Raw genomic sequence first — 21,320 nt, 5'->3', positions numbered from 1 at the left:
GAGGGATTCAAATGGGGAAAAGATTATTTGAGTATAAGAACGATGAGACCTTTGAGCTTTATTTATTAATTAAATCTGCAGATATTCGAGTTGCAAAAAATGGCAAAAAATTTATTGCTTTTACATTTCAAGATAAAAGTGGTCAAATGGATGGTAAATACTGGGACGCACCGGAAGAGGATATTGCTGCCTTTACTGCCGGAAAAGTTGTGAAAGTTTCTGGAAAACGAGAATTATACCAAGGAAACCCTCAAATTAAATTATTTAAAATTATGGGAACGAAATCTGGCGATCCAGATAATCCAGATTTATACGTTGAAAGAGCACCATTAAAAAAAGAAGATATGTTGGAAGAAATAAATGATACTTTGTTTGAAATTACGAATGCCAATATGAACCGTATTGTACGCTTTTTATTAAATCATCATCAAAAATCTTTCTTCCAGTATCCAGCAGCAAAAAGGTTTCACCACGCTTTTACTGGTGGTCTAGCTTTTCATACGGTGTCAATGTTGAGAATCGCGAAGACGTTAGCGGATCAATACAAGGAAATTAATCGGCCTTTACTTTATTCAGGAGTTATTTTGCATGACTTAGGTAAAATCGTTGAACTTTCTGGGGCGATTGCTACTGAATATACGTTAGAAGGAAATCTATTAGGACATATTGTTATTGTAGATGAAGAAATTACAAAAGCCTGTATTGCACTAAAAATTGATGAAAAAAGTGAAGATGTACTCCTTTTAAAACATATGGTTTTAGCCCACCATGGACAGCTTGAATATGGTTCCCCGGTTAGACCGAAACTAAGAGAAGCTGAAATTTTATCTATGATTGATAATCTAGATGCGACTATAACTATGTTGAATTCTTCGTTAAATAAAACTGAACCTGGTTTATTTACAGAGAGAATCTTTGCATTAGATAATCGATCATTTTATAAGCCAAATGAATCAGAAAAGACTAACGAAAATTAAACAAGTAAAAAGGGTTTAGGACATTAGTCCTAAACCCTTTTTACTTGTTATCTAATATAAATAACTACTTTATTGAACTTTCAGAGAGCTGAATGATTATTCAGCAGCAGACTCTTCAGTAGCAGGCTCTTCAGTAGCAGGCTCTTCAGTAGCAGATTCTTCAGTAGCAGATTCTTCAGTAGCAGACTCTTCTTCAGTTACCAAGTAAGAATCCATGGCAGTAGACAAGTCTTCATCTTCGATAAGAATGTTAGCATCTTGCATGATTCCTGAAATAACTTCTTGAATATAAGCACTATCAGCCAATTTAGTTGTTAATAATTGTTCTTCTATAGTGTCAGTTTCTTCTTCTAATGATCCTTTTTCAGGTTTTTCAATCATTTTAATAATATGGAAGCCATATTCTGTAGCGACTGGTTCAGTTGTTGTTTCGCCTTCTTCTAAAGCAAGTGCGGCTTCTTCGAATTCAGCAACCATTTCACCGGTTGAAAAAGTTATTTCTCCACCATTAGCTGCAGTAGCAGTATCTGCTGAATTTTCAGTAGCAAGTTCTGCAAAATCAGCACCATCATTTAATTGAGTGATAAGATCTTTTGCTGTTTCCTCATCTTCTACAAGAATATGAGCTGCTTTGACTGGTGCCACATATGCATCATAAGCAGTTTGAATTTCTTCTTCAGTAAACTCAGTTTTATCTTTTACTGCTTCTTCAATTAAAAGATTTAAACGAATCGTGTCTTTATAGTTATCAGGAGTATAACCTTGTTGCAACATAACATTTTCAAATGCTTCGGCTCCACCCATAGAAGTTTCTTCAGTAGTATATTGTTTATCTACTACTTCATCTGTAACAACTTCACCATATAAATCTGTTAAAACATCTTTAATGATTAATTGTTGTAACATACTTGTTCCTACAGTTTCTTTCATTGAGTCATAAAACTCTTCCTCTGTAATTTTTCCTGCAGTTGAAGAGGCAACAGTACTATCAGAACAGCCGGCAATTGTAAGTCCTGCTATGATAGTAGCCGTAACTAGTAATAATTTTTTCATTCTTTAACACATCCATTTCTTATATTTGCTATAAATAAACATTTCATGATAACAGCTATAAATATACCATACTCATTTACATAAAAAAATCTAAAATCTTAATATTTAGTTTAAAGTCAATTAAAAATCACAAAAAAAACATAAATCTGAAGAAATTACGAAAAATGAGTAATTTTTACTCGCATAGTAGAGCAAATCAGCGTCTAAATACAAAAAAATGAGGTAGAGACCTTAGTCTCAACCTCATAAAACAAGATACAATAAATATATTTTATTTCATACTCTGAGTTAAATCTTCCATATCAGCCGTTAATTTTTCGGTATGTTCTTGAATACGACGCATACGAGGCTCAGCTTCATATGAAAATTCGTCAACGGATTCTTTTATATCTTGTGTAAATTCTTCAGCCAACGTTTTTCCTTCATTGGTTAATTGAGCTATTGCTCCTTTTAAATCGTTGACACTTTTTGAAACATCGTTTACAAGTACTGTTGTATCATCAATATAAGATTTTAATACAACTCTATTTTCTCTGCCAGTGTGTGGAGACTTAAGAAGACCATAAATTCCTCCAGCAGCAGCACCTAAAATTAAGCCATTCATAAAATGATTAGCCATTATTATCCCTCCAATTTGCTTTTTATTGTTAATGCTATTTTATCTAATTCTTCAGATGTGAAATTTTCAGAATGATCACCGAAATGAATAGAAAAATCATCTTGCTCATCAAATCGAGGCAAGATATGTATGTGTGAATGAAAAACCGATTGGTAAGCTACTTTACCATTATTATTTATAATATTCATTCCTTTAATCTTAGGGTTAGAATTCTTGATTGCTTTTGCAATTTTTGGAATTTTACCGCCAATAGTAGCTGCTAATATTTCATCTACTTCAAAAATATCGGACACATGTTTTTTTGGAACTACTAATGTATGACCTGGTGTAACTTGTGTAAGGTCTAAAAAAGCTACAACGTCATCATCTTCATAAACTTTTCTGCTAGGTATTTCATTATTGATAATTTTACAGAAAATACAATCTGCCATTTAGTCCCCTTCTTTCTACTATTAAATCTTTATATGCAAAATGTGGTGAATTGAGAAATGGGTTCTCTTATTCAGTAAATGTATCATAAAAGTTAAAGAAAGTGAAACAGTAACGCATTAAAAGAGAAAAGATTCTCTTCTTTTCTTATGGTACAATAACTACAATAACATGTATAGAAGGGACTAAATAATTATGAGTTTAAAAGTAGCACATATTACAGGAGGCTATAGTCAAATACCTGTATTAAAAGACGTATCTTTTGAAGTAGGAAATGGAAAATTAATTGGATTAATTGGCTTAAATGGAGCCGGTAAAAGTACAACTATAAAACATATTATTGGCCTCTTACAATCTCAAAAGGGAGAAATCAGTATAGATGGTCTAACACTGAAAAATGACAAAGAAACTTACCGTAAAAAATTTGGGTTTATCCCTGAAACGCCTGTTTTATATGAAGAACTTACGCTAAAAGAACACATCGAGATTACAGCAATGGCATATGATATACCCATTGAAATTGCGCATGAACGTGCAAAGAAATTATTAAAAACATTTAGGTTAGAAAAAAAATTAGAGTGGTTCCCAGCTAATTTCTCTAAAGGAATGAAGCAAAAGGTTATGATTCTTTGTGCGTTTTTAGTAGAGCCAAGCTTATACATTATAGATGAACCTTTCGTAGGGTTAGATCCTCTAGGTATCAATGCACTGCTGGAATTAATGGAAGAGATGAAAAAACAAGGCGCTTCTATTCTAATGTCAACTCATATATTAGCTACAGCTGAAAGGCAATGTGATGGGTTTGTTTTATTACATGACGGTAAAGTTAAAGCTGAAGGAACTTTGGAAGATTTGCAAATGACTTTTAATATGCCAAATGCAACCTTAGATGAATTGTATATTCAATTAACAAAAGAAGAGGATAGCAAATGATGATAGAAATATGGAAGCAACGAGTTAAACGACATCAAAAGAAAATGATGAAGTATCTAAAGTATATTTTTAATGACCATTTTGTAATCGTTTGTTTATTTTTAGTCGGTGCTATGGGTTATGCTTATTCAAATTATCTGAAAACAATAACGGTTTATGATGTAAAAGGTCAAATAGTCGGAACAGTCATTTTTACAGTAGTGCTAAGTGTTGGCAAATTAGCTACGCTTATTCAACCAGCTGATGCAGTATTTATGCTACCTAAAGAAACGGCTATGGAAGATTATTTTAACCAAGCTAAATGGAGAAGTTTATGGCTGCCTAGTTTTGTTAGTGTTGTTGCTGTAGCTGTGTTAATGCCATTACTGGTTGCAATGGCCGGATTTGCTTTTTCTGATATGCTTTATTTTGTTCCAATGTTAATTATTTTAAAAGAAACAGAACTCAACGCCCAAGTACTAAATTTAAAAATAAAAGAACCAAAAGAATGGATTAAAATACGTCTGGTTTTATTTGGTATTTACTTTATTGTATCGAGTGTGGCTCTTTTTATTAGCCCACTAGCTGGATTATTATTAGCTGCGGTTGTAAGTATTAGTTATCGCTTTTTATTGAATCGAAAGAATGATACCTTAATATATCAATGGGAAAAAATATTAAAAGGTGAATCAAATAGAATGAAAAGGATTTACCAATTTATTAACTTATTTACAGATATTCCAGCATTAAAAAGTTCTGTTAAAAGAAGAGCTTACTTGGATATCTTTTTGAAAAAAATCAAAAAAACTAATAGTAATGTATTTTACTACCTCTATGCTAGAGCTTTTTTGAGAAGTACTGAGTACAGCGGCTTGTACATTCGTTTGACGGCCATTGCTATGTTGCTTAGTAGTTTAGGCAATTCCTTCATCTTAAGTATTTTCTTTATAGGAGTCTTTTTGTACTTGACAGGATTTCAATTATTACCACTCTATTTTCATTTTGATGATTTATCGTTAACTATCTTATACCCGATAAAACAAAAGGATAAACTTCAGTCACTAAAAAAACTTGTATTATTGTTAATGATATTCGAAGGGTTATTGATTACGGCTGTATCTGCAATTCACTTGTCAGTTATAGAAGTGCTTATTTTATTAGTAGTTAGCGTAGGTTTCAATTTAGGTTTTTGTCAGTTTTATCTGCCTATTCGAATAAATAAAATGATGAAATTACAGCAATAACAAAGCAAATAAAACTACCAGCTAAACTTTTAAATGCGCAATGGACTTTTTTTTGATATGATAGAAAAAAAATATATCTATTTTAATTTGAAGAGAGAGGTAAAAAAAATGAAAGTAATTTGGAATAATGAAATCGTTGAGCGTAGTGAAGTTAAAATTGACATGGAAGATAGAGGATACCAATTTGCGGATGGAATCTATGATGTTGTGCGTGCTTACAATGGTAAGTTTTTCACTTTAAATGAACATGTTAACCGTTTATTTTCCAGTGCTGAAAAAATTGATTTGATTTTACCTTTCACAAAAGAGGAATTGAAGCAATTGTTAAGTAAATTGATTGAAGTAAATAATATTGATATTGGTAATATATACATGCAATTGACTAGAGGTATTGGAATTCCAAGAAATCATTCATATCCTAATCCTGAGTTAGTTCCGGCAGTTTTTACCGCTACAACTACAATAGTTCCGCGGGACCAAGCAGCTATGGATAAAGGGATGACCGCTTTTATTGTACCTGATATGCGATGGTTGAGATGTGATATTAAGTCAATAAGCCTGCTCGGTAATATTATGGCTAAACATGAAGCGCATAAACAGGGTGGAGATGAAGCGATTCTTCATCGTGAAGGAGTAGTTACAGAATGTTCTTCTTCAAATGTTTGGATGATCAAAGATGATACGATTTATACTCATCCAGATGGGAACCTTGTTTTACCAGGTGTTACTAAAATAATGTTGTTAAAGGTAGCTCGAGAAGCAGGATTATCAATTAAAGAAGAAGCCTTTACGATTGAGGATCTGAAAGAAGCGGATGAAGTATTTGCATCTAGTACTACTATGGAAGCAATGCCGATAACGTTTATCGATGGGAATCCTGTAGGACAAGGAAAACGTGGACCAGGAGTAGAAAGACTTCAACAATTATATGTAAATGCTGTAGAACTACAGTGTGGAAAAATAAGATAATTAAAAACTAGGAAAATCAGCCAAGTAGCTCATATGGCTGATTTTTTATATAGAAAATTAGAATAGTAAAATATAAATAAAATAAATAAAAATGTGATAAATTGGCTGTGTAGGCTTGTACTCTCAGTTGTTAGAAACTCAAATAAGTATTTCTAGAAAAAGAACGTATATATGCTTGACGTAGAAAGAAAATCTATTTAAAATAGAAAAGGAACAGGAAGATAGGTGTCTTTTGTGATATCTGTTCTTTTTTTGTCTTGAGTTGCAGGTGAACTAAATAAATATTTAGTGCTATTGGTTTAACGGGTCTAATCTTTTTTTACTTTTAGAATAAGATTTTATACTCCCGTTTTGCTTTTCATGTCTGTGTAGAAATGTTTCAGAATATAAAGCAAGGAATGATTCGGTATGGATTTTGAAAAAGATTCTGGATGGAAGCTGCATCCCGTTGGTGGTGACACTGGTCAAGCTTATATGGGTACAAGGGCAGAAGAAAAGCTTTTTTTGAAGCGAAATTCTTCACCTTTTTTAGCTGCATTATCTGTTGAAGGAATTACGCCAAGATTGATGTGGACAAAACGTATTGGTAATGGCGATGTGTTGACTGCTCAAGAGTGGTTAAACGGAAGAGCTCTTACAAAAAAAGAAATGTCTTCACCAAAGGTAGCAAAACTCATTAGCCGAATACATAATTCTGTGACACTAAGAGGAATGCTCGCTCGTGTTGGCGGAGAAGTAATTACACCTAATCAGTTAATTGAAAAATATGAAGAAAAACTGTCTTTAGATTTACAAACTCATCCTTTATTATCACTTATCATAAAAAAGTTAAAAGATGAAGCAGAGTTAATGAGCACAGTTGAAACAAAAGTTTGTCATGGAGATATCTATCGAAAAAATTGGCTTTTATCAGATGAAAATCGTCTTTATCTTGTTGATTGGGATTCTGCTATGTTATGCGATCCAGCTATGGATGTAAGTATGTTGCTCTGCCAATATGTCGCAAAAGATAATTGGGAAGATTGGTTAGAACACTATGACACAGAAATAACTGAAGAATTGAAAAAGCGGATAAAGTGGTATGCCTTAATGAACTATTTGCTCCAAACAAAACAACATCATCAAGAAACATGGTTCCATGAAATGAATAAAGATATTGTCATGTTGCAAAGCCTTTATCAAGGAGAAAATTATTTTTTTGAATAAAAGATGAAAATTGGTACTTGTTTACAGTTATTCAAATCCTCTTTCTACTTTTGAAGAGGATTTTTCTATGTAAAACAGTTAAAAGGACAATGCAAAAATAGACGGAATGGAGAATAAAGATATGCGTTTAAGACGTAAACCAAATGCACCACAAAAAATTGCTGAATTTCCTCAATATATACCAGAACAACCCGATAATTGGGTAGGGAAGTGGCAAGAAAGATTTGACAATGATCATCCCATCCATATAGAAGTTGGTACAGGCAAAGGACGCTTTATTACTGAAATGGCAAAGCTTCATCCAGAAATCAATTATATTGGTATTGAACTTCAAATGAGTGTCATAGTTGTTGCGTTAGATAGATTGATTGAAGAAAAACTACCGAATTTGCAATTGTTACATGTTAATGGAGGTTCAGTGACACAATATTTCGCAGAAGGAGAAGTTGATCAAATTTACTTGAATTTTTCTGACCCATGGCCAAAAAAAAGGCATGAAAAAAGACGGTTAATGTATAAGAGCTTTTTAGAAAGTTATGAACAAATTCTTGTTTCTGAAGGTGAAATCCACTTTAAAACAGATAATCAAGGGTTATTTGAATACTCTTTAGCTAGCTTTTCAAAATATGGTATGACAATTGAGCAAGTGTGGTTGAATTTACACGAAAGTGATTTTGAAGGGAATGTTAGGACGGAGTATGAAGAAAAGTTTTCTTCTCGTGGCAGTCGAATCAATCGTGTAGTTGTGAAATTTCCTAAAAAAGAGAAATAAAAAAAACGTTAAACCAAGAATGTTTTCTTGGTCTAACGTTTTTTATGCTAGACGCGGTATAAGTCTAATATACTTCCAGTATAAGCATCTGCGATAAACTCATATTGAATCAATTGGTCTTCTTCTATTCTTGAAATACCCCCGTAGTAGACGTCAGTTTTAAGAGCAAATTTTTGCAACGGAACTTTTTGTAACTCAATCCAAGAACCTTCTATCGGACCTTCTTTTAAAAATAATTGTTTAACGTATTTTAAAATGGTATCTCCTTGAATAGCTCTTTTTTTAGTGATTAATTTATGAAAATAATAACCACAAGCAAGTCCCGTTCCAAAAATTAAGCCACCAGCCAAAATGTACGGTGTTGTTTCTTTAGTTGTACAAGCCATTTAATAAACTCCTCCATTTAAGATGTTTTTTATATTATACCATGTTTAAAAATAAATGAAATTAAAGCATTCCCACTTAAAATCATTAAGATTTAAGGTATAATAGAATAAAGAAAGATTATAAGGGGGATAGATCACATAGGTAGCCACAAAAAATTTATGTGAGTAGACAAAAATGGAAGATAAAACATTTGATTTGATAAAAAGATTAACTGAAGCACAAGGAACAAGTGGATTTGAACATCGCATACGCGACATTATGCGTAAAGAAATGACTCCATTAGTAGACGAAGTCTTACAAGATGGACTTGGAGGTATTTTTGGAGTTCGCAAAAGTAAAGCTGAGAATGCACCTAAAATTATGATAGCAGCACATATGGATGAAGTTGGTTTCATGGTAGCTAGCATTTCAAAACAAGGTTTATTTAGAGTCGTTCCATTAGGCGGTTGGAATCCATATGTTGTATCGGCACAACGGTTTACGATTCAAACAGCTAAAGGAGACTATCCGTGTGTCTCTTCATCAGTTCCACCTCACTTATTGAGAGGCAAAGATGGTGCTGACAAAAAATTAGATATCGCTGATATTTTATTCGATGCTGGTTTTGATTCTAAAGAAGAAGCCGAAGCTTTTGGAGTTCGTCCAGGGGATGCAATCGTTCCATTAGTTGAAACAGTTAAAATGGCAAATGGAAAGAAAATTTTAAGCAAAGCATGGGATAATCGCTATGGAACAACCGTCGTACTTGAAGCTTTAAAAGAATTACAAGGTGAAGAATTACCAAACACCTTGATTGCTGGGGCTAACGTCCAAGAAGAAGTGGGTTTACGTGGAGCTAAAGGCGCTGTTCATCAATTTAAACCTGATTTATTTTTTGCTGTAGATTGTTCACCAGCAGATGATTTAACAGGAGATGAAACTAAATTTGGCCATCTTGGTGAAGGTTTTTTATTGAGAATTCAAGATCCTGGAATGATTACTTTAAAAGGAATGCGCGAGTTTTTGCTTGATACTGCAGAAACACACAACATCCCTTATCAATACTTTGTTTCTAAAGGCGGTACAGATGCTGGAGCAGCTCACCAAATGAACAACGGGGTACCAAGTGCTGTCATTGGAGTCAGCGCTCGTTATATCCATACGCATCAAACAGTTTTTCATATTGACGATTATGCTGCAGCAAAAGAAATGGTCATTCAAGTTGCTCGTACATTAGATCGCAGTGTTTTTGAAACAATTAAAAAAAATAACTAATTAAAGATAGAAAGAGGAATTTAAATTGGAATTATTAAATACGGTTGAGGAATTTTATATAATAGTTAGAGAAGCTAAGAAAAAAACGATTTTTTTCTTTACAGCAGACTGGTGCGGGGATTGTCAATTTATCAAACCTCTTATGCCTGAAATTATCGAAAGTCACTCTGAAATTGATTTTATAGAAATTGATCGCGATAAATTTATTGATTTATGTAGTGACTTATCAATTTTTGGAATACCTAGTTTTGTAGCATTTGAAAATGGAGAAGAGACTGGACGGTTTGTTAATAAAGACCGCAAAACAAAAAATGAAATCGAACAATTTATAGCAACCCTTTAATTGATGATTAAAAATGAATAAGAGGAGATGTTATTATGTTAGATACACAACAATACCAACGCATACTGATTGCAGTAGACGGAAGTGAATCTTCAGAACATGCACTTATGAAGGCAATTAAAATAGCAGAAAGAAATAAGGGTGAGTTGATTATCGCTCACGTATTTGATTTGAATGCTTATGCTTTAGGAATGGTAGATACTGCAGGAATAAGTACAATTGATGCAATAGGAATAGATGTTGATAAGAAATTAATGGAAGAAATGTTAGCAGAATACAAATTAAAAGCTAAAGAAACTAATATAAAAAAAGTTCAAACAATTATGGTGCAAGGAACACCTAAAATAATGTTATCAAAAGATATACCTAATGACTATCAAATTGATTTAATTGTGGTTGGACAAACAGGTATGAACATTGTAGAAAGATGGATGATGGGCAGCGTAAGTGAATACATCATTCGTAATGCTCCATGTGATGTTTTGATAGTACGAAATAAAAAACAAGATGAGGAAGTTAAAAATGATTAGTGTTTACAATAAAGAAGGTATTGGAGATACAATTATTGTCATGTTAGAGAATAGTGAATCTAAGGAACAAAATTTTGAAAAAAAAGATAATGTTGTTCGAATTTATAAAGAAGAGACTAATCAAACAGTTGGATATAATTTTTTTAATAGTTCAAATATAGTGGATAGTGAAACAGGACAAGTCTTGTTGACTAAAGAACAAATAAAAAATTTGAATAAATCCATCATTTCTGCGGGATTTTATGATATTTTAGAGATTGATGATTCTCCAAAATTTGTCATCGGTGAAGTGAAAGAATGTGATCCACATCCTGATTCAGATCACCTGTCTATTACACAAACTGAGGTGGACAATGGAGAAATTCTTCAAATTGTTTGTGGAGCATCAAATATTGCTCAGGGCCAAAAAGTTGTAGTTGCCAAAGTGGGTGCTTTGATGCCTAATGGATTAGCGATATGGGATGGCGAGTTAAGAGGAAGGCCAAGTCATGGCATGATTTGTTCTGCACGAGAATTGAATATAAAAGATGCTATAGAAAAAAAAGGTATCTTAGTTTTACCAGATTCTGCTATAACAGGTGAAACTTTCCAAGTGAATTGATCCAAGTTATTCTGGGAAAGCACTTTAAAAGCTATCTTTCAAAAAAACGAAATGTTTTTTTGAAAGATAGCTTTTTATATTGGCTTTTTTATGCGCAAATTGAAAGGATATTGTCTGTTTCTTAAAGAATGCACCTATAATCACTTTATTTTTTATGGTAAAATAAGATTTGGAGTAAGGTAGGAAAGGAGGGTCATCATGCCTAAATATGATGGACCTAGTTATCAAAAAAATAAAGATAGTCAAAAAAAATTCAAATTTCCTTTCTATCGGGATACAGAGAAAGTAACAAATAAGGAAGATTCTCTCAAAAATTCACATTTAAATAATGATGATAGCCAAATAACTAAACAACTAATAAAAAATAACGAGAAAAATCCAGAAATTGATTTTACAACTTTTCAAAAAAATAATATTTCTGTTAGAAATTATCTCTCAACCATTGGTAAAGAAGAACAAAGAAAACAAGATGAATTAAAAAAACAAAAAAAACAATTTGAAAAAAGAATCAAACAAACAAACTATTCAAAAGAATCTTTAAAACATGTGGCGACACCTTTTCAAGAGGGAAGAAGTTCGACCCCTTTTAAAGTTCAAAAAGTTCCATCCCCTTATTATGGTTTTCAAGAAAGATCTAATGAAAAAATTGAAGAAATCGACTATATAAAAATCCTTTCAGAGTTGAAGAAAAGACCAGAAGATTTTATGTTGTTTGAAGAATACCTATTAGATGAAATAAATCCAGTTTTTAAACAAAAAGAAGAAGTGGTACTAGAACTAGAAATGGTGCAAGAAGCACAAAAATTAGAACCAGTACTAGCATTGGAAACAGAATTAGATTTAGAACCAGAACCAGTTTTAGAACCAGAACCAGTTTTAGAACTAGAACCAGAACCAGAACCAGTTTTAGAACCAGAACCAGTTTTAGAACTAGAACCAGAACCAGAACCAGAACCAGAACCAGAACCAGAACCAGAACCAGAACCAGAACCAGAACCAGAACCAGAACCAGAACCAGAACCAGAACCAGAACCAGAACCAGAACCAGTTGGAATTTCTGAAGTTCAAAAAGCTGTTGTCAATAAATCTGAGACAATAGCTATAAACAGGCCGTTATATCCTATTAAGAAAAAACGCGGATTATCTCGTTCATTAGCAGGTATGATTGAGGACGAGCAAAACATTAGACTTAATCGAGGGAAAAATATTGCAAAATATTTTGGTGAAGGAATAGCAATACCAATACCCAAAAAAATTAGACAACCTGTCAGTCCAATTCGAGTTTCTAATAAGCTCAGAGTTGAGAATTCTGAAGAAATTGAGAATATGGAGCTAATGGCTGCATTAAGTCGAATGAATTATTTAGATAAACAGACATTTTCGACTAAGAATATGAAACAACCAGAAGTGCAACCAGAAGTGCAACCAGAAGTGCAACCAGAAGTGCAACCAGAAGTGCAACCAGAAGTGCAACCAGAAGTGCAACCAGAAGTGCAACCAGAAGTGCAACCAGAAGTGCAACCAGAAGTGCAACCAGAAGTGCAACCAGAAGTGCAACCAGAAGTGCAACCAGAAGTGCAACCAGAAGTGCAACCAGAAGTGCAACCAGAAGTGCAACCAGAAGTGCAACCAGAAGTGCAACCAGAAGTGCAACCAGAAGTGCAACCAGAAGTGCAACCAGAAGTGCAACCAGAAGTGCAACCAGATACAAATATTATAGAAAATCTAGAGAATGCTTTTATCGAAATAGTTGAAGAAGGTAGTGTGAAAGAAGTTGAACTGGAAGAAAGAGATGACTCATTAGAAAATACCATTATAACAATGGAAATGAATGAAGAAATTTATGATGAAAATTATATGTTTCCATCGCTAAATCTTTTACTTCGCCCGGTAAAACTCGAACCAAATGCAATTGATGACTGGGTTTTAACCCAAGCAGAAATATTGAATGAGACGCTAGATGCATTTAACATTCATGCTCAAGTAATCGGTTGGACAATTGGTCCGGCAGTTACTCAATTTGAACTCCAATTAGGTCGCGGCGTAAAAGTTAATAAAATAACAAATCTATCAGATGATTTAAAGCTTTCATTAGCTGCAAAAGATATCCGCATTGAAGCGCCAATTCTTGGGAAAAGCTCGGTGGGTATTGAAATTCCAAATAAAAAATCTAGACCAGTTATGCTATCTGAAGTTATGGAAAGTAAAGAGTTTAAAGAAAGTAAATCTCCTCTAACTGTAGCTATTGGAATTAATATTGCAGGAGAAGCAGTAGTTTCTACGATTGATAAGATGCCTCATGGTTTAATCGCTGGAGCAACAGGCTCAGGTAAAAGTGTTTTTATTAATTCGATTTTAGTGAGTTTATTGTACAAAGCTACGCCAAGTGAAGTGAGATTAATTTTAATTGATCCAAAAGCAGTTGAGTTGGCTCCTTATAATGAAATTCCTCATCTACTTTCTCCGGTTATTTCTGAACCTAAAGCAGCAAGCGAAGCTTTAAAATGGGCAGTAAATGAAATGGAAGAACGTTACCAAAAACTAGCTGCAGCAGGTGTTCGAAATATTGAACGATTTAATGAAAAAGCGGAAGAACATAAAGAATTTGGTTTGAAAATACCTTACATTGTCATCATCATTGATGAGTTAGCAGATTTAATGATGGTAGCCAGTAATGATGTACAAGATTCGATAGCAAGAATCACTCAAAAAGCACGAGCAGCTGGAATACATTTGATTGTTGCTACACAGAGACCAAGTGTAGATGTCATTACGGGTACAATAAAGAATAATATTCCAACTAGAGTAGCCTTTATGGTGTCTAGCCAAATTGACTCACGTACTATTTTAGATACAGGTGGTGCTGAAAAACTTCTTGGTAGAGGGGATATGCTCTTTCAAGAAAATGGTTCTGGACGTCCAATACGGGTACAAGGAACTTATGTTGAAAAAGAAATAGAACGAATCGTAAAACATGTAAAAGATCAGCGACCTGCTAGGTATCTTTTTGAGCCGGAATCTCTAATGGCAAAATTAGAATCTGTAGAGGGTAAAGATGATCTGTTTGATGATGTTCTGCCGTATATTGTTTCTGAAGGGCAAGTATCTGCTTCAGCACTTCAACGCAAATTTAAAATAGGGTTTAATCGAGCAGCTAATTTAATTGAATCACTCGAAAATGAGAATTTTATATCAGGACATAAAGGATCAAAACCGCGAGAAGTCTTTTTAACAAAGGCTGATTATGAAGAAAAATTCCTATAACAACTTTAAAAAGGAGAGGAAATTGATTTCTCTCCTTTTTTTCATTTTTAAATACAAGTGTACTCAATTTCATTTACAAAAATTATGTTAAAGATGTATGTCAATTGTTTAATTGAATCCGTTCCCAATATTTCATTCTGCTAAGAGTAAGTGTAATTAGAGGTTTTAAGTGTGCTATTAAATTATTTCGTGGTATACTAAGTTCGTTGTAATTTTGTCTTTTTTAATTAATTACAGACGATTCAGCTTATCTAGCAATTGATAAGATACAATAAAGATTTACTTTGCTGCATGATGATGTAAATCTAAAGAACGAACTGGGACATAAAATATAAAAATATCTTTCAAATACAAGTAGTTGAAAAAAGTTATATTTACGAATATGGAGGAAATAAAGTAATGAATAAAGAAACAATTTATCATTTCGTTGGTATCAAAGGTTCAGGTATGAGTGCTCTTGCTTTAATTTTGCATGATAAAGGATTTAAAGTTCAAGGTTCCGATATAGAAAAATACTTTTTCACTCAAAAAAATATTGAAGAAGCTGGCATTCCAATTTTAAATTTTAGCAAAGAAAATATTCATCCAGGATTAACCGTAATTGCTGGAAATGCTTTTCCAGATGATCATGAAGAGATTATTGCAGCAAAAGAAATAGGTTTATCTGTTATCCGTTACCATGATTTTCTTGGACAGTTTATTGGTCATTATAACAGTATTGCGGTTACTGGTTCACACGGAAAAACAAGCACTACGGGTTTGTTGGCTCATGTCTTAAGTACACTTAAAAATACAAGTTATTTGATTGGAGATGGTACAGGTCATGGTGTACCTGATGCAGACTTCTTTATACTAGAAGCTTGTGAATACCGTCGTCATTTTTTAGCCTATCGACCAGATTATGCTATTATGACAAATATTGATTTTGATCATCCTGACTACTATAGCAGTATTGATGATGTCTTTGATGCTTTCCAATCAATGGCTAGTCAAGTGAAGAAAGCCATTGTTGCTTGTGGTGATGATGAACAACTTCAAAAACTTCAAGCTAATGTACCCATTTTATATTATGGATTTGGAGATCATAATGATTTTCAGGCAAAAAATATGACTCGCTCAACAACTGGCTCTACTTTTGATGTTTACGTAAGAGATGAATTTTACGGGCATTTTGATATTCCAATATTTGGTAAACATAATATATTAAATGCGTTAAGTGTAATAGCTATTTGTCAATATGAAAATATTGATAAAGAAGGCATAATAGAAAATTTAAAAACTTTTAAAGGTGTTAAACGTAGATTTACTGAAAAACAGATGTTAGATATGGTAATCATTGATGATTATGCCCATCATCCATCTGAAATTCGGGCAACAATTGATGCAGCTCGTCAAAAATATCCAGATAAAGAAATTATCGCTATTTTTCAACCACATACATTTACTCGGACAGTAGCATTACTGAGTGAATTTGCAGAATCGTTGAATTTAGCTGACTCTATTTATTTGTGTGATATTTTTGGATCGGTAAGAGAAGATCAAGGAAATATCACAATTCAAGATATGGCTGATAAAATCAATAATGGAGCAGTTATATTAAGTGAAGAAAATATGTCCCCATTATTAGAACACCATGATGCAGTAGCTATTTTTATGGGTGCTGGAGATGTTCAAAAATTTGAATTAGCTTATGAAACATTGCTAAGCCATTCATCATTAACAAAATAACTAAAAAGAAACAGGTAATTATTGTTGTATACAATAATTACCTGTTTCTTTTTAGTAAAAGGTGATAGGTAAGTTCGCTATCTAGTTATTTTTTTGTTAAAATAGTAACGATAAGTATGTTCAATTAAAGGTTTTTTTAAAAGACAAACTAAAATAAATAGCAATAAAAGTAGTAACAAAAAGGAGATTTCATATGAATGAGAAAAAAAAATTAATACTGATCGATGGGAATAGTGTAGCATACAGAGCCTTTTTTGCTTTGCATACACAATTAGAAAGAATGAAAAATAAAAATGGACTACACACTAATGCTTTATATGGATTTCACAACATGATCGATAATGTTTTAACAAAAGAAAAACCGACTCATATATTGGTTGCTTTTGATGCTGGAAATACGACATTCCGTCATAGTTTCTTTGACGATTATAAAGCTGGACGTTCAAAAACGCCAGGAGAATTTTCAGAACAAATGCCCTATCTAAGAGATTTATTGGATGGATTTGGGATCAAGCATTATGAATTAGAAAATTTTGAAGCAGATGATATTATTGGAACCTTAGCTGCACAAGCTGATCCAACTATTTATGATGTAGTAGTTGTTTCTGGAGACCGAGATTTGACACAATTAGCAAAAGAAAATGTACGCGTTGATATTACGGTAAAAGGCGTTAGCGAATTGAAAGAATATACAATTGAATCCATTCAAGAGGAGATGGGCATCAGCCCATTACAAATTATTGATATGAAAGGCTTAGCTGGTGATGCTTCAGATAATATACCCGGAGTAACAAAAATTGGCGAAAAAACAGCTTTGAAATTATTAAAAGAATACGGTTCGGTCGAAGGAATTTATGAAAATATTGATTCATTAAAGAAAAGTAAGATGAAGGAAAATCTTATAAATGAACAGGAAATAGCTTTGCTAAGCAAAAAACTAGCAACTATTGATACAGACTCTCCACTAGAAATTAAAATTGATGATTTAATCTTTTCTGGATCAAATATGGAAAAACTCATAGGTTTTTATAAAGAAATGGATTTTAATTCTCATCTAAGTAAATTAGATACTTCTGAATATGATGCTGAACAAAACAGCCAAAAAGAGGAAATTTCATATGAACTAGTGACTGATGTTACACCAGACATGTTTAGTGATGATATGGCTCTTTACGTTGAAATGATGGGAGACAACTACCACACTTCTCCAATTTTTTGTGTAGGATGGGGCAATGATAAACAAATATATATTGCAGACCCTGAAGTAGTTTTTGCATCTGAATATTTTAAAAAATGGGCGAGTAAAGAAGAGGCTAAAAAACAAGTTTTTGATGCTAAACGAACTTATGTAGCTTTAAAAAGACAAAATATTGATATCACCTCCATTAATTTTGATATTTTATTAGCTTCTTATTTGTTGAATACAAAGGATAATAGCAAAGACCTATCTGAAGTTGCTACAGAACATAATTACTATGAAGTCTCCTCTGATGAAAGTGTCTATGGAAAAGGTGCCAAAATTACTATACCAGAAGAAAAAGTCCTAACGTATGACCATATTGCCAGAAAAATAAAAGCAATCCGTGTCTTAAGCAAACAATTGGGAGATAACTTAGAAGAAAATGAACAGACTAAGTTATTTAATGAAATGGAATTGCCTTTGTCATTTGTTCTAGCTGAAATGGAACTGACTGGCATAAAGGTGAATGATAAACGTTTAATGGAAATGAGAGAAGAATTTGCTGTTCGACTAAATGATATTGAACAACGAGTCTATGAATTGGCTGGTGAAAAGTTTAATCTAAATTCACCAAAACAATTAGGTGTGATTTTATTTGAAAAAATGGGGTATCCGGTCATAAAGAAAACAAAGACTGGCTATTCAACTGCAGTTGATGTTTTAGAGCAATTAAGAGAGCAAGCACCTATCGTAGAGCATATTTTAGATTATCGCCAAATCGCGAAAATTCAGTCTACTTATATAGAAGGATTACTCAAAGTAATTGATAAAAAAACAGGTAAGATTCATACTCGCTATATGCAGACAGTCGCACAAACTGGACGTTTAAGCTCGGTTGACCCTAACTTGCAAAATATACCGATTCGATTAGAAGAAGGCAGAAAAATTAGGCAAGCTTTCGTTCCTAGTCATGAGGGTTGGAAAATCTTTGCATCCGATTATTCTCAAATTGAATTGCGTGTATTGGGACATGTTTCAGGTGATACCTTACTAAAAGAGGCCTTTATTGAAGGTCAAGATATCCACTCAAGTACGGCTATGCGTGTTTTTGGCATTGCTTCTCCAGAAGATGTTTCGCCTGAGATGCGACGCAGAGCTAAAGCCGTTAACTTTGGAATTGTCTATGGCATAAGCGATTATGGCTTGTCACAAAACTTAGGGATCAGTCGAAAAGAAGCACAACAATTTATTGATACGTATTTTGAAAAGTATCCAGGCGTAAAAACGTATATGGAAGATATTGTGAGAGAGGCAAAAGATAAAGGTTTTGTTGAAACACTTTTCCAACGCCGTCGCTATTTACCAGAAATCAATTCTCGAAATTACAATTTGCGTTCATTTGCTGAAAGAATTGCTATTAATACACCTATTCAAGGTAGTGCAGCAGACATTTTAAAAATTGCTATGATCAAAATGGATAAAAAATTAAAAGAATTAAAGATGAAAGCAACCATGTTGTTGCAGGTTCATGATGAACTTATCTTTGAAGTTCCTGAAGATGAGATAGAACAACTAGAAGCATTAGTTATCGAAGTTATGGAAGGGGCAGTAGAATTAGCTGTTCCATTAAAAGTTGATAGCAATAGTGGGAAAAGTTGGTACGAAGCTAAATAATAAAGAAAGTGTTTTTGCTATTTTCGTTGATAGCAAGGACACTTTCCTTATGTAGAAAGGAAGTAGAATTTTGCCAGAGTTACCAGAAGTTGAAACAGTTAGAAAAGGGTTAGAAAAACTTGTGTTAGGAGCAAGTATAACGTCCGTTGATGTATACTGGGATCGGATTATTTCCGGTTCTATCGAAAGCAATGAATTTAAGCAACTTTTAGCAGGTGAGGAAATTATTGGATTTGATCGCCGTGGCAAATATATCATCTTTCATTTCAAGCAGTGGACAATGGTTTCACATCTGCGGATGGAAGGTAAATATGAAGTGGAAGAATCATCAAAGCCACTTAAAAAGCATACACACGTGGTTTTTCACTTAGCGGATGGGAGAGATTTACGATATTTGGATGTACGCAAATTTGGACGAATGACCCTAGTACCCTTAGGGAAAGAATGCAGTATGACGGGCATAAAGTTACTTGGCCCAGAGCCCACTGAAAAAGATTTTGATGAAACAACTTTTTATAATGCTCTGCAAACTAAAAAAAGAGCCATTAAACCACTTTTACTGGACCAAAAAATTGTAGCTGGTTTAGGGAATATTTATGTAGATGAGGTACTTTTTTTAGCCAAAATACATCCACTGAGAATCGCAAATAACTTGAATAAAAGTGAAGTTTCTCAATTACACAAATCAATCATCAAGGTACTTGGTGACGCAGTCAAAGCGGGCGGAACAACTATTCGGACTTATCAAAATGCGTTAGGAGAAGCAGGAACATTTCAAATGAAATTAGCTGTTTATGGAAAAAAAGGTATTCCATGTATTCGTTGCGGTACACCAATAGAAAAAATAAAAGTTGCGCAAAGAGGCACTCATTTTTGTTCTAATTGTCAAAAACTAACAGCTGATCAGTAATAAAGGAGGGTTAGGATGACTGTAATTCTAGGGTTAACAGGGGGAATCTCTACAGGTAAATCGACTGTAAGCAAAATATTTAAGGAACAAGGCTACCCAGTAGTGGATGCAGATGTTGGAGCAAGAGAAGTAGTAAAACCAGGAACAGCTGGATTAAATAAAATAAGAAAAGAATTTGGGAATAAAATTATTCAAGCAGATGGGACATTAGATCGTGCTGCATTAGGTGAAATCGTTTTTAAGGATAAGAAAAAAAGAGAGTTGCTGAACGAAATTTTGTCTCAGTATATACATCAATGGCTCATATCTAAAATGAATGATTACTTAAAGCAAAGTCCAGCAATCATTGTTATGGATATTCCACTTTTATTTGAAGTGGAATATGAAAAATATGTAGATCAAGTTATGGTGGTAGCCACATCAGAAGAGATTCAGCTAAATCGATTAATGAAGAGAGACAATCTTGGGAAAAAAGAAGCAATTCAAAGAATCGATTCCCAGCTGCCTATCTCAAAAAAAGTCATTCTTGGAGATATTATTATTGATAATAACGGAACGATCGAGAATACGAAAAAACAAGTTTTAGACTGGATAACTAAAACAAAAACCAATTAGAGCATAAAGAATAAGGCGAAAAGAACAATCATTTATGGGTTGTTTTTTTTTGCTACAATCGAAGCATTCCCTGATTTTCAAACGGTTTAATCTCTGGTTGTTGTATGGTATAATGGAGTAAATATTTTCGTGCGCGATTCATGTAGATACGAAGAACACTTAAGATAGGGATGATAAATATGCAATGTCCACGCTGTCAAAATAATAATTCTAAAGTTGTAGATAGTCGTCCAGCAGATGATGGACGCGCTATTCGTAGAAGAAGAGAATGTGAAGCTTGCAAGTTCCGTTTTACTACATTTGAACGAGTCGAAAAGACACCCCTTTTGGTCATTAAAAAAAATGGTACTCGAGAAGAATTTAACCGCGAGAAAATTTTAAGAGGTCTGATACGTTCTTGTGAGAAACGACCAGTAGCTATGGAGCAAGTTGAAAAAATAGTAGATGAAGTAGAAAATCAAATCAGAGGCCTAGGTGAAAATGAAATTTCCTCTGCTATTATCGGGGAATACATCATGGAAAAATTGGCTGATATTGATGAAATAGCCTATATCCGTTTTGCTAGCGTATACCGTCAGTTTAAAGATATGAGTGTCTTTTTAAAAGAGTTACAAGAATTTGAAAGAAAAAAAGCTGAAAAAAATAATTGAGAT

At 33.4% G+C, this 21,320-nt stretch carries 20 protein-coding genes; 16 read left to right on the top strand and 4 right to left on the bottom strand.

The annotated features are described in order from the left end of the window. Window positions 1-11 precede the first annotated feature (11 nt). A complete protein-coding gene (locus tag BP17_RS09435; protein ID WP_035053828.1) occupies window positions 12-977 on the top strand; it encodes a 3'-5' exoribonuclease YhaM family protein in 966 nt (321 codons plus the stop codon). A 96-nt stretch (window positions 978-1,073) separates the two neighbouring features. Here BP17_RS09435 and BP17_RS09430 read toward each other — a convergent pair whose 3' ends face one another. From BP17_RS09430 to BP17_RS09420, 3 genes are all read right to left on the bottom strand, one after another. Next, window positions 1,074-2,030, bottom strand: coding sequence for a peptidylprolyl isomerase (locus tag BP17_RS09430; RefSeq protein ID WP_035053827.1), 957 nt, complete (start codon window positions 2,028-2,030; stop codon window positions 1,074-1,076). Between the two features lie 271 nt (window positions 2,031-2,301). After that, window positions 2,302-2,649, bottom strand: a complete 348-nt coding sequence (locus BP17_RS09425; protein ID WP_035053826.1) for a YtxH domain-containing protein — start codon at window positions 2,647-2,649, stop codon at window positions 2,302-2,304. Window positions 2,650-2,651: 2 nt separating this feature from the next. Further along, complete coding sequence (locus tag BP17_RS09420; RefSeq protein WP_035053825.1) at window positions 2,652-3,080, bottom strand: HIT family protein; 429 nt, start codon at window positions 3,078-3,080, stop codon at window positions 2,652-2,654. Window positions 3,081-3,273: 193 nt separating this feature from the next. Between BP17_RS09420 and BP17_RS09415 the strand changes: the two genes are divergently transcribed. From BP17_RS09415 to trmB, 5 genes are all read left to right on the top strand, one after another. Continuing rightward, window positions 3,274-4,011 carry an ABC transporter ATP-binding protein gene (locus BP17_RS09415; protein ID WP_035053823.1) on the top strand — a complete coding sequence of 246 codons (738 nt, stop codon included), beginning with the start codon at window positions 3,274-3,276 and terminating at the stop codon, window positions 4,009-4,011. After that, a complete protein-coding gene (locus BP17_RS09410) occupies window positions 4,008-5,234 on the top strand; it encodes an ABC transporter permease (protein ID WP_051910515.1) in 1,227 nt (408 codons plus the stop codon). The genes BP17_RS09415 and BP17_RS09410 overlap by 4 nt, the downstream gene beginning before the upstream one ends. A 108-nt stretch (window positions 5,235-5,342) precedes the next feature. Beyond that, window positions 5,343-6,203, top strand: a complete 861-nt coding sequence (gene dat / locus BP17_RS09405) for a D-amino-acid transaminase (RefSeq protein ID WP_035053821.1) — start codon at window positions 5,343-5,345, stop codon at window positions 6,201-6,203. A 408-nt stretch (window positions 6,204-6,611) separates the two neighbouring features. Beyond that, on the top strand, window positions 6,612-7,409 hold the full coding sequence (locus BP17_RS09400) for a phosphotransferase family protein (RefSeq protein ID WP_035053819.1): 798 nt from the start codon (window positions 6,612-6,614) through the stop codon (window positions 7,407-7,409). 121 nt (window positions 7,410-7,530) lie between these two features. Next, window positions 7,531-8,181 (top strand): tRNA (guanosine(46)-N7)-methyltransferase TrmB, encoded by a 651-nt coding sequence (gene trmB, locus BP17_RS09395; protein ID WP_035053817.1) that lies wholly within the window; start codon window positions 7,531-7,533, stop codon window positions 8,179-8,181. 47 nt (window positions 8,182-8,228) lie between these two features. Here trmB and BP17_RS09390 read toward each other — a convergent pair whose 3' ends face one another. After that, a complete protein-coding gene (locus BP17_RS09390; RefSeq protein ID WP_035053815.1) occupies window positions 8,229-8,567 on the bottom strand; it encodes a PepSY domain-containing protein in 339 nt (112 codons plus the stop codon). A 175-nt stretch (window positions 8,568-8,742) separates the two neighbouring features. Here BP17_RS09390 and pepA point away from each other — a divergent pair, with 175 nt between their 5' ends. The 10 genes from pepA to nrdR all read left to right on the top strand — a co-directional run bounded on the left by pepA (window position 8,743) and on the right by nrdR (window position 21,317). Continuing rightward, entirely contained in the window at window positions 8,743-9,822 is a 1,080-nt protein-coding gene (gene pepA / locus BP17_RS09385; protein WP_035053812.1) for a glutamyl aminopeptidase, read from the top strand. 25 nt (window positions 9,823-9,847) lie between these two features. Next, window positions 9,848-10,165, top strand: coding sequence for a thioredoxin family protein (locus tag BP17_RS09380; protein ID WP_035053810.1), 318 nt, complete (start codon window positions 9,848-9,850; stop codon window positions 10,163-10,165). A gap of 35 nt (window positions 10,166-10,200) precedes the next feature. After that, on the top strand, window positions 10,201-10,695 hold the full coding sequence (locus tag BP17_RS09375) for a universal stress protein (protein ID WP_035053809.1): 495 nt from the start codon (window positions 10,201-10,203) through the stop codon (window positions 10,693-10,695). Continuing rightward, entirely contained in the window at window positions 10,688-11,296 is a 609-nt protein-coding gene (gene ytpR, locus BP17_RS09370) for a YtpR family tRNA-binding protein (RefSeq protein ID WP_035053808.1), read from the top strand. The genes BP17_RS09375 and ytpR overlap by 8 nt, the downstream gene beginning before the upstream one ends. Before the next feature lie 198 nt (window positions 11,297-11,494). Further along, window positions 11,495-14,560, top strand: a complete 3,066-nt coding sequence (locus BP17_RS13840; protein ID WP_035053806.1) for a DNA translocase FtsK — start codon at window positions 11,495-11,497, stop codon at window positions 14,558-14,560. A 399-nt stretch (window positions 14,561-14,959) separates the two neighbouring features. Next, on the top strand, window positions 14,960-16,288 hold the full coding sequence (murC, locus tag BP17_RS09360) for a UDP-N-acetylmuramate--L-alanine ligase (RefSeq protein WP_035053804.1): 1,329 nt from the start codon (window positions 14,960-14,962) through the stop codon (window positions 16,286-16,288). Between the two features lie 193 nt (window positions 16,289-16,481). Next, window positions 16,482-19,142 carry a DNA polymerase I gene (gene polA / locus BP17_RS09355; RefSeq protein ID WP_035053801.1) on the top strand — a complete coding sequence of 887 codons (2,661 nt, stop codon included), beginning with the start codon at window positions 16,482-16,484 and terminating at the stop codon, window positions 19,140-19,142. A gap of 70 nt (window positions 19,143-19,212) precedes the next feature. After that, the gene (gene mutM, locus BP17_RS09350; protein ID WP_035053798.1) at window positions 19,213-20,052 is read left to right on the top strand and encodes a DNA-formamidopyrimidine glycosylase; all 840 of its coding nucleotides are present in this window, start codon (window positions 19,213-19,215) and stop codon (window positions 20,050-20,052) included. A 15-nt stretch (window positions 20,053-20,067) separates the two neighbouring features. Continuing rightward, window positions 20,068-20,667, top strand: coding sequence for a dephospho-CoA kinase (gene coaE, locus BP17_RS09345; RefSeq protein ID WP_035053795.1), 600 nt, complete (start codon window positions 20,068-20,070; stop codon window positions 20,665-20,667). A gap of 179 nt (window positions 20,668-20,846) precedes the next feature. Then, window positions 20,847-21,317, top strand: coding sequence for a transcriptional regulator NrdR (gene nrdR / locus BP17_RS09340; protein WP_035053792.1), 471 nt, complete (start codon window positions 20,847-20,849; stop codon window positions 21,315-21,317). Window positions 21,318-21,320: the final 3 nt, after the last annotated feature.

This window comes from Carnobacterium pleistocenium FTR1 (assembly GCF_000744285.1).
Taxonomy (GTDB): Bacteria; Bacillota; Bacilli; order Lactobacillales; family Carnobacteriaceae; genus Carnobacterium_B; species Carnobacterium_B pleistocenium.
The sequence above is the reverse complement of the archived record's forward strand: the minus strand, read 5'-3'. Positions and strand labels throughout refer to the sequence as shown.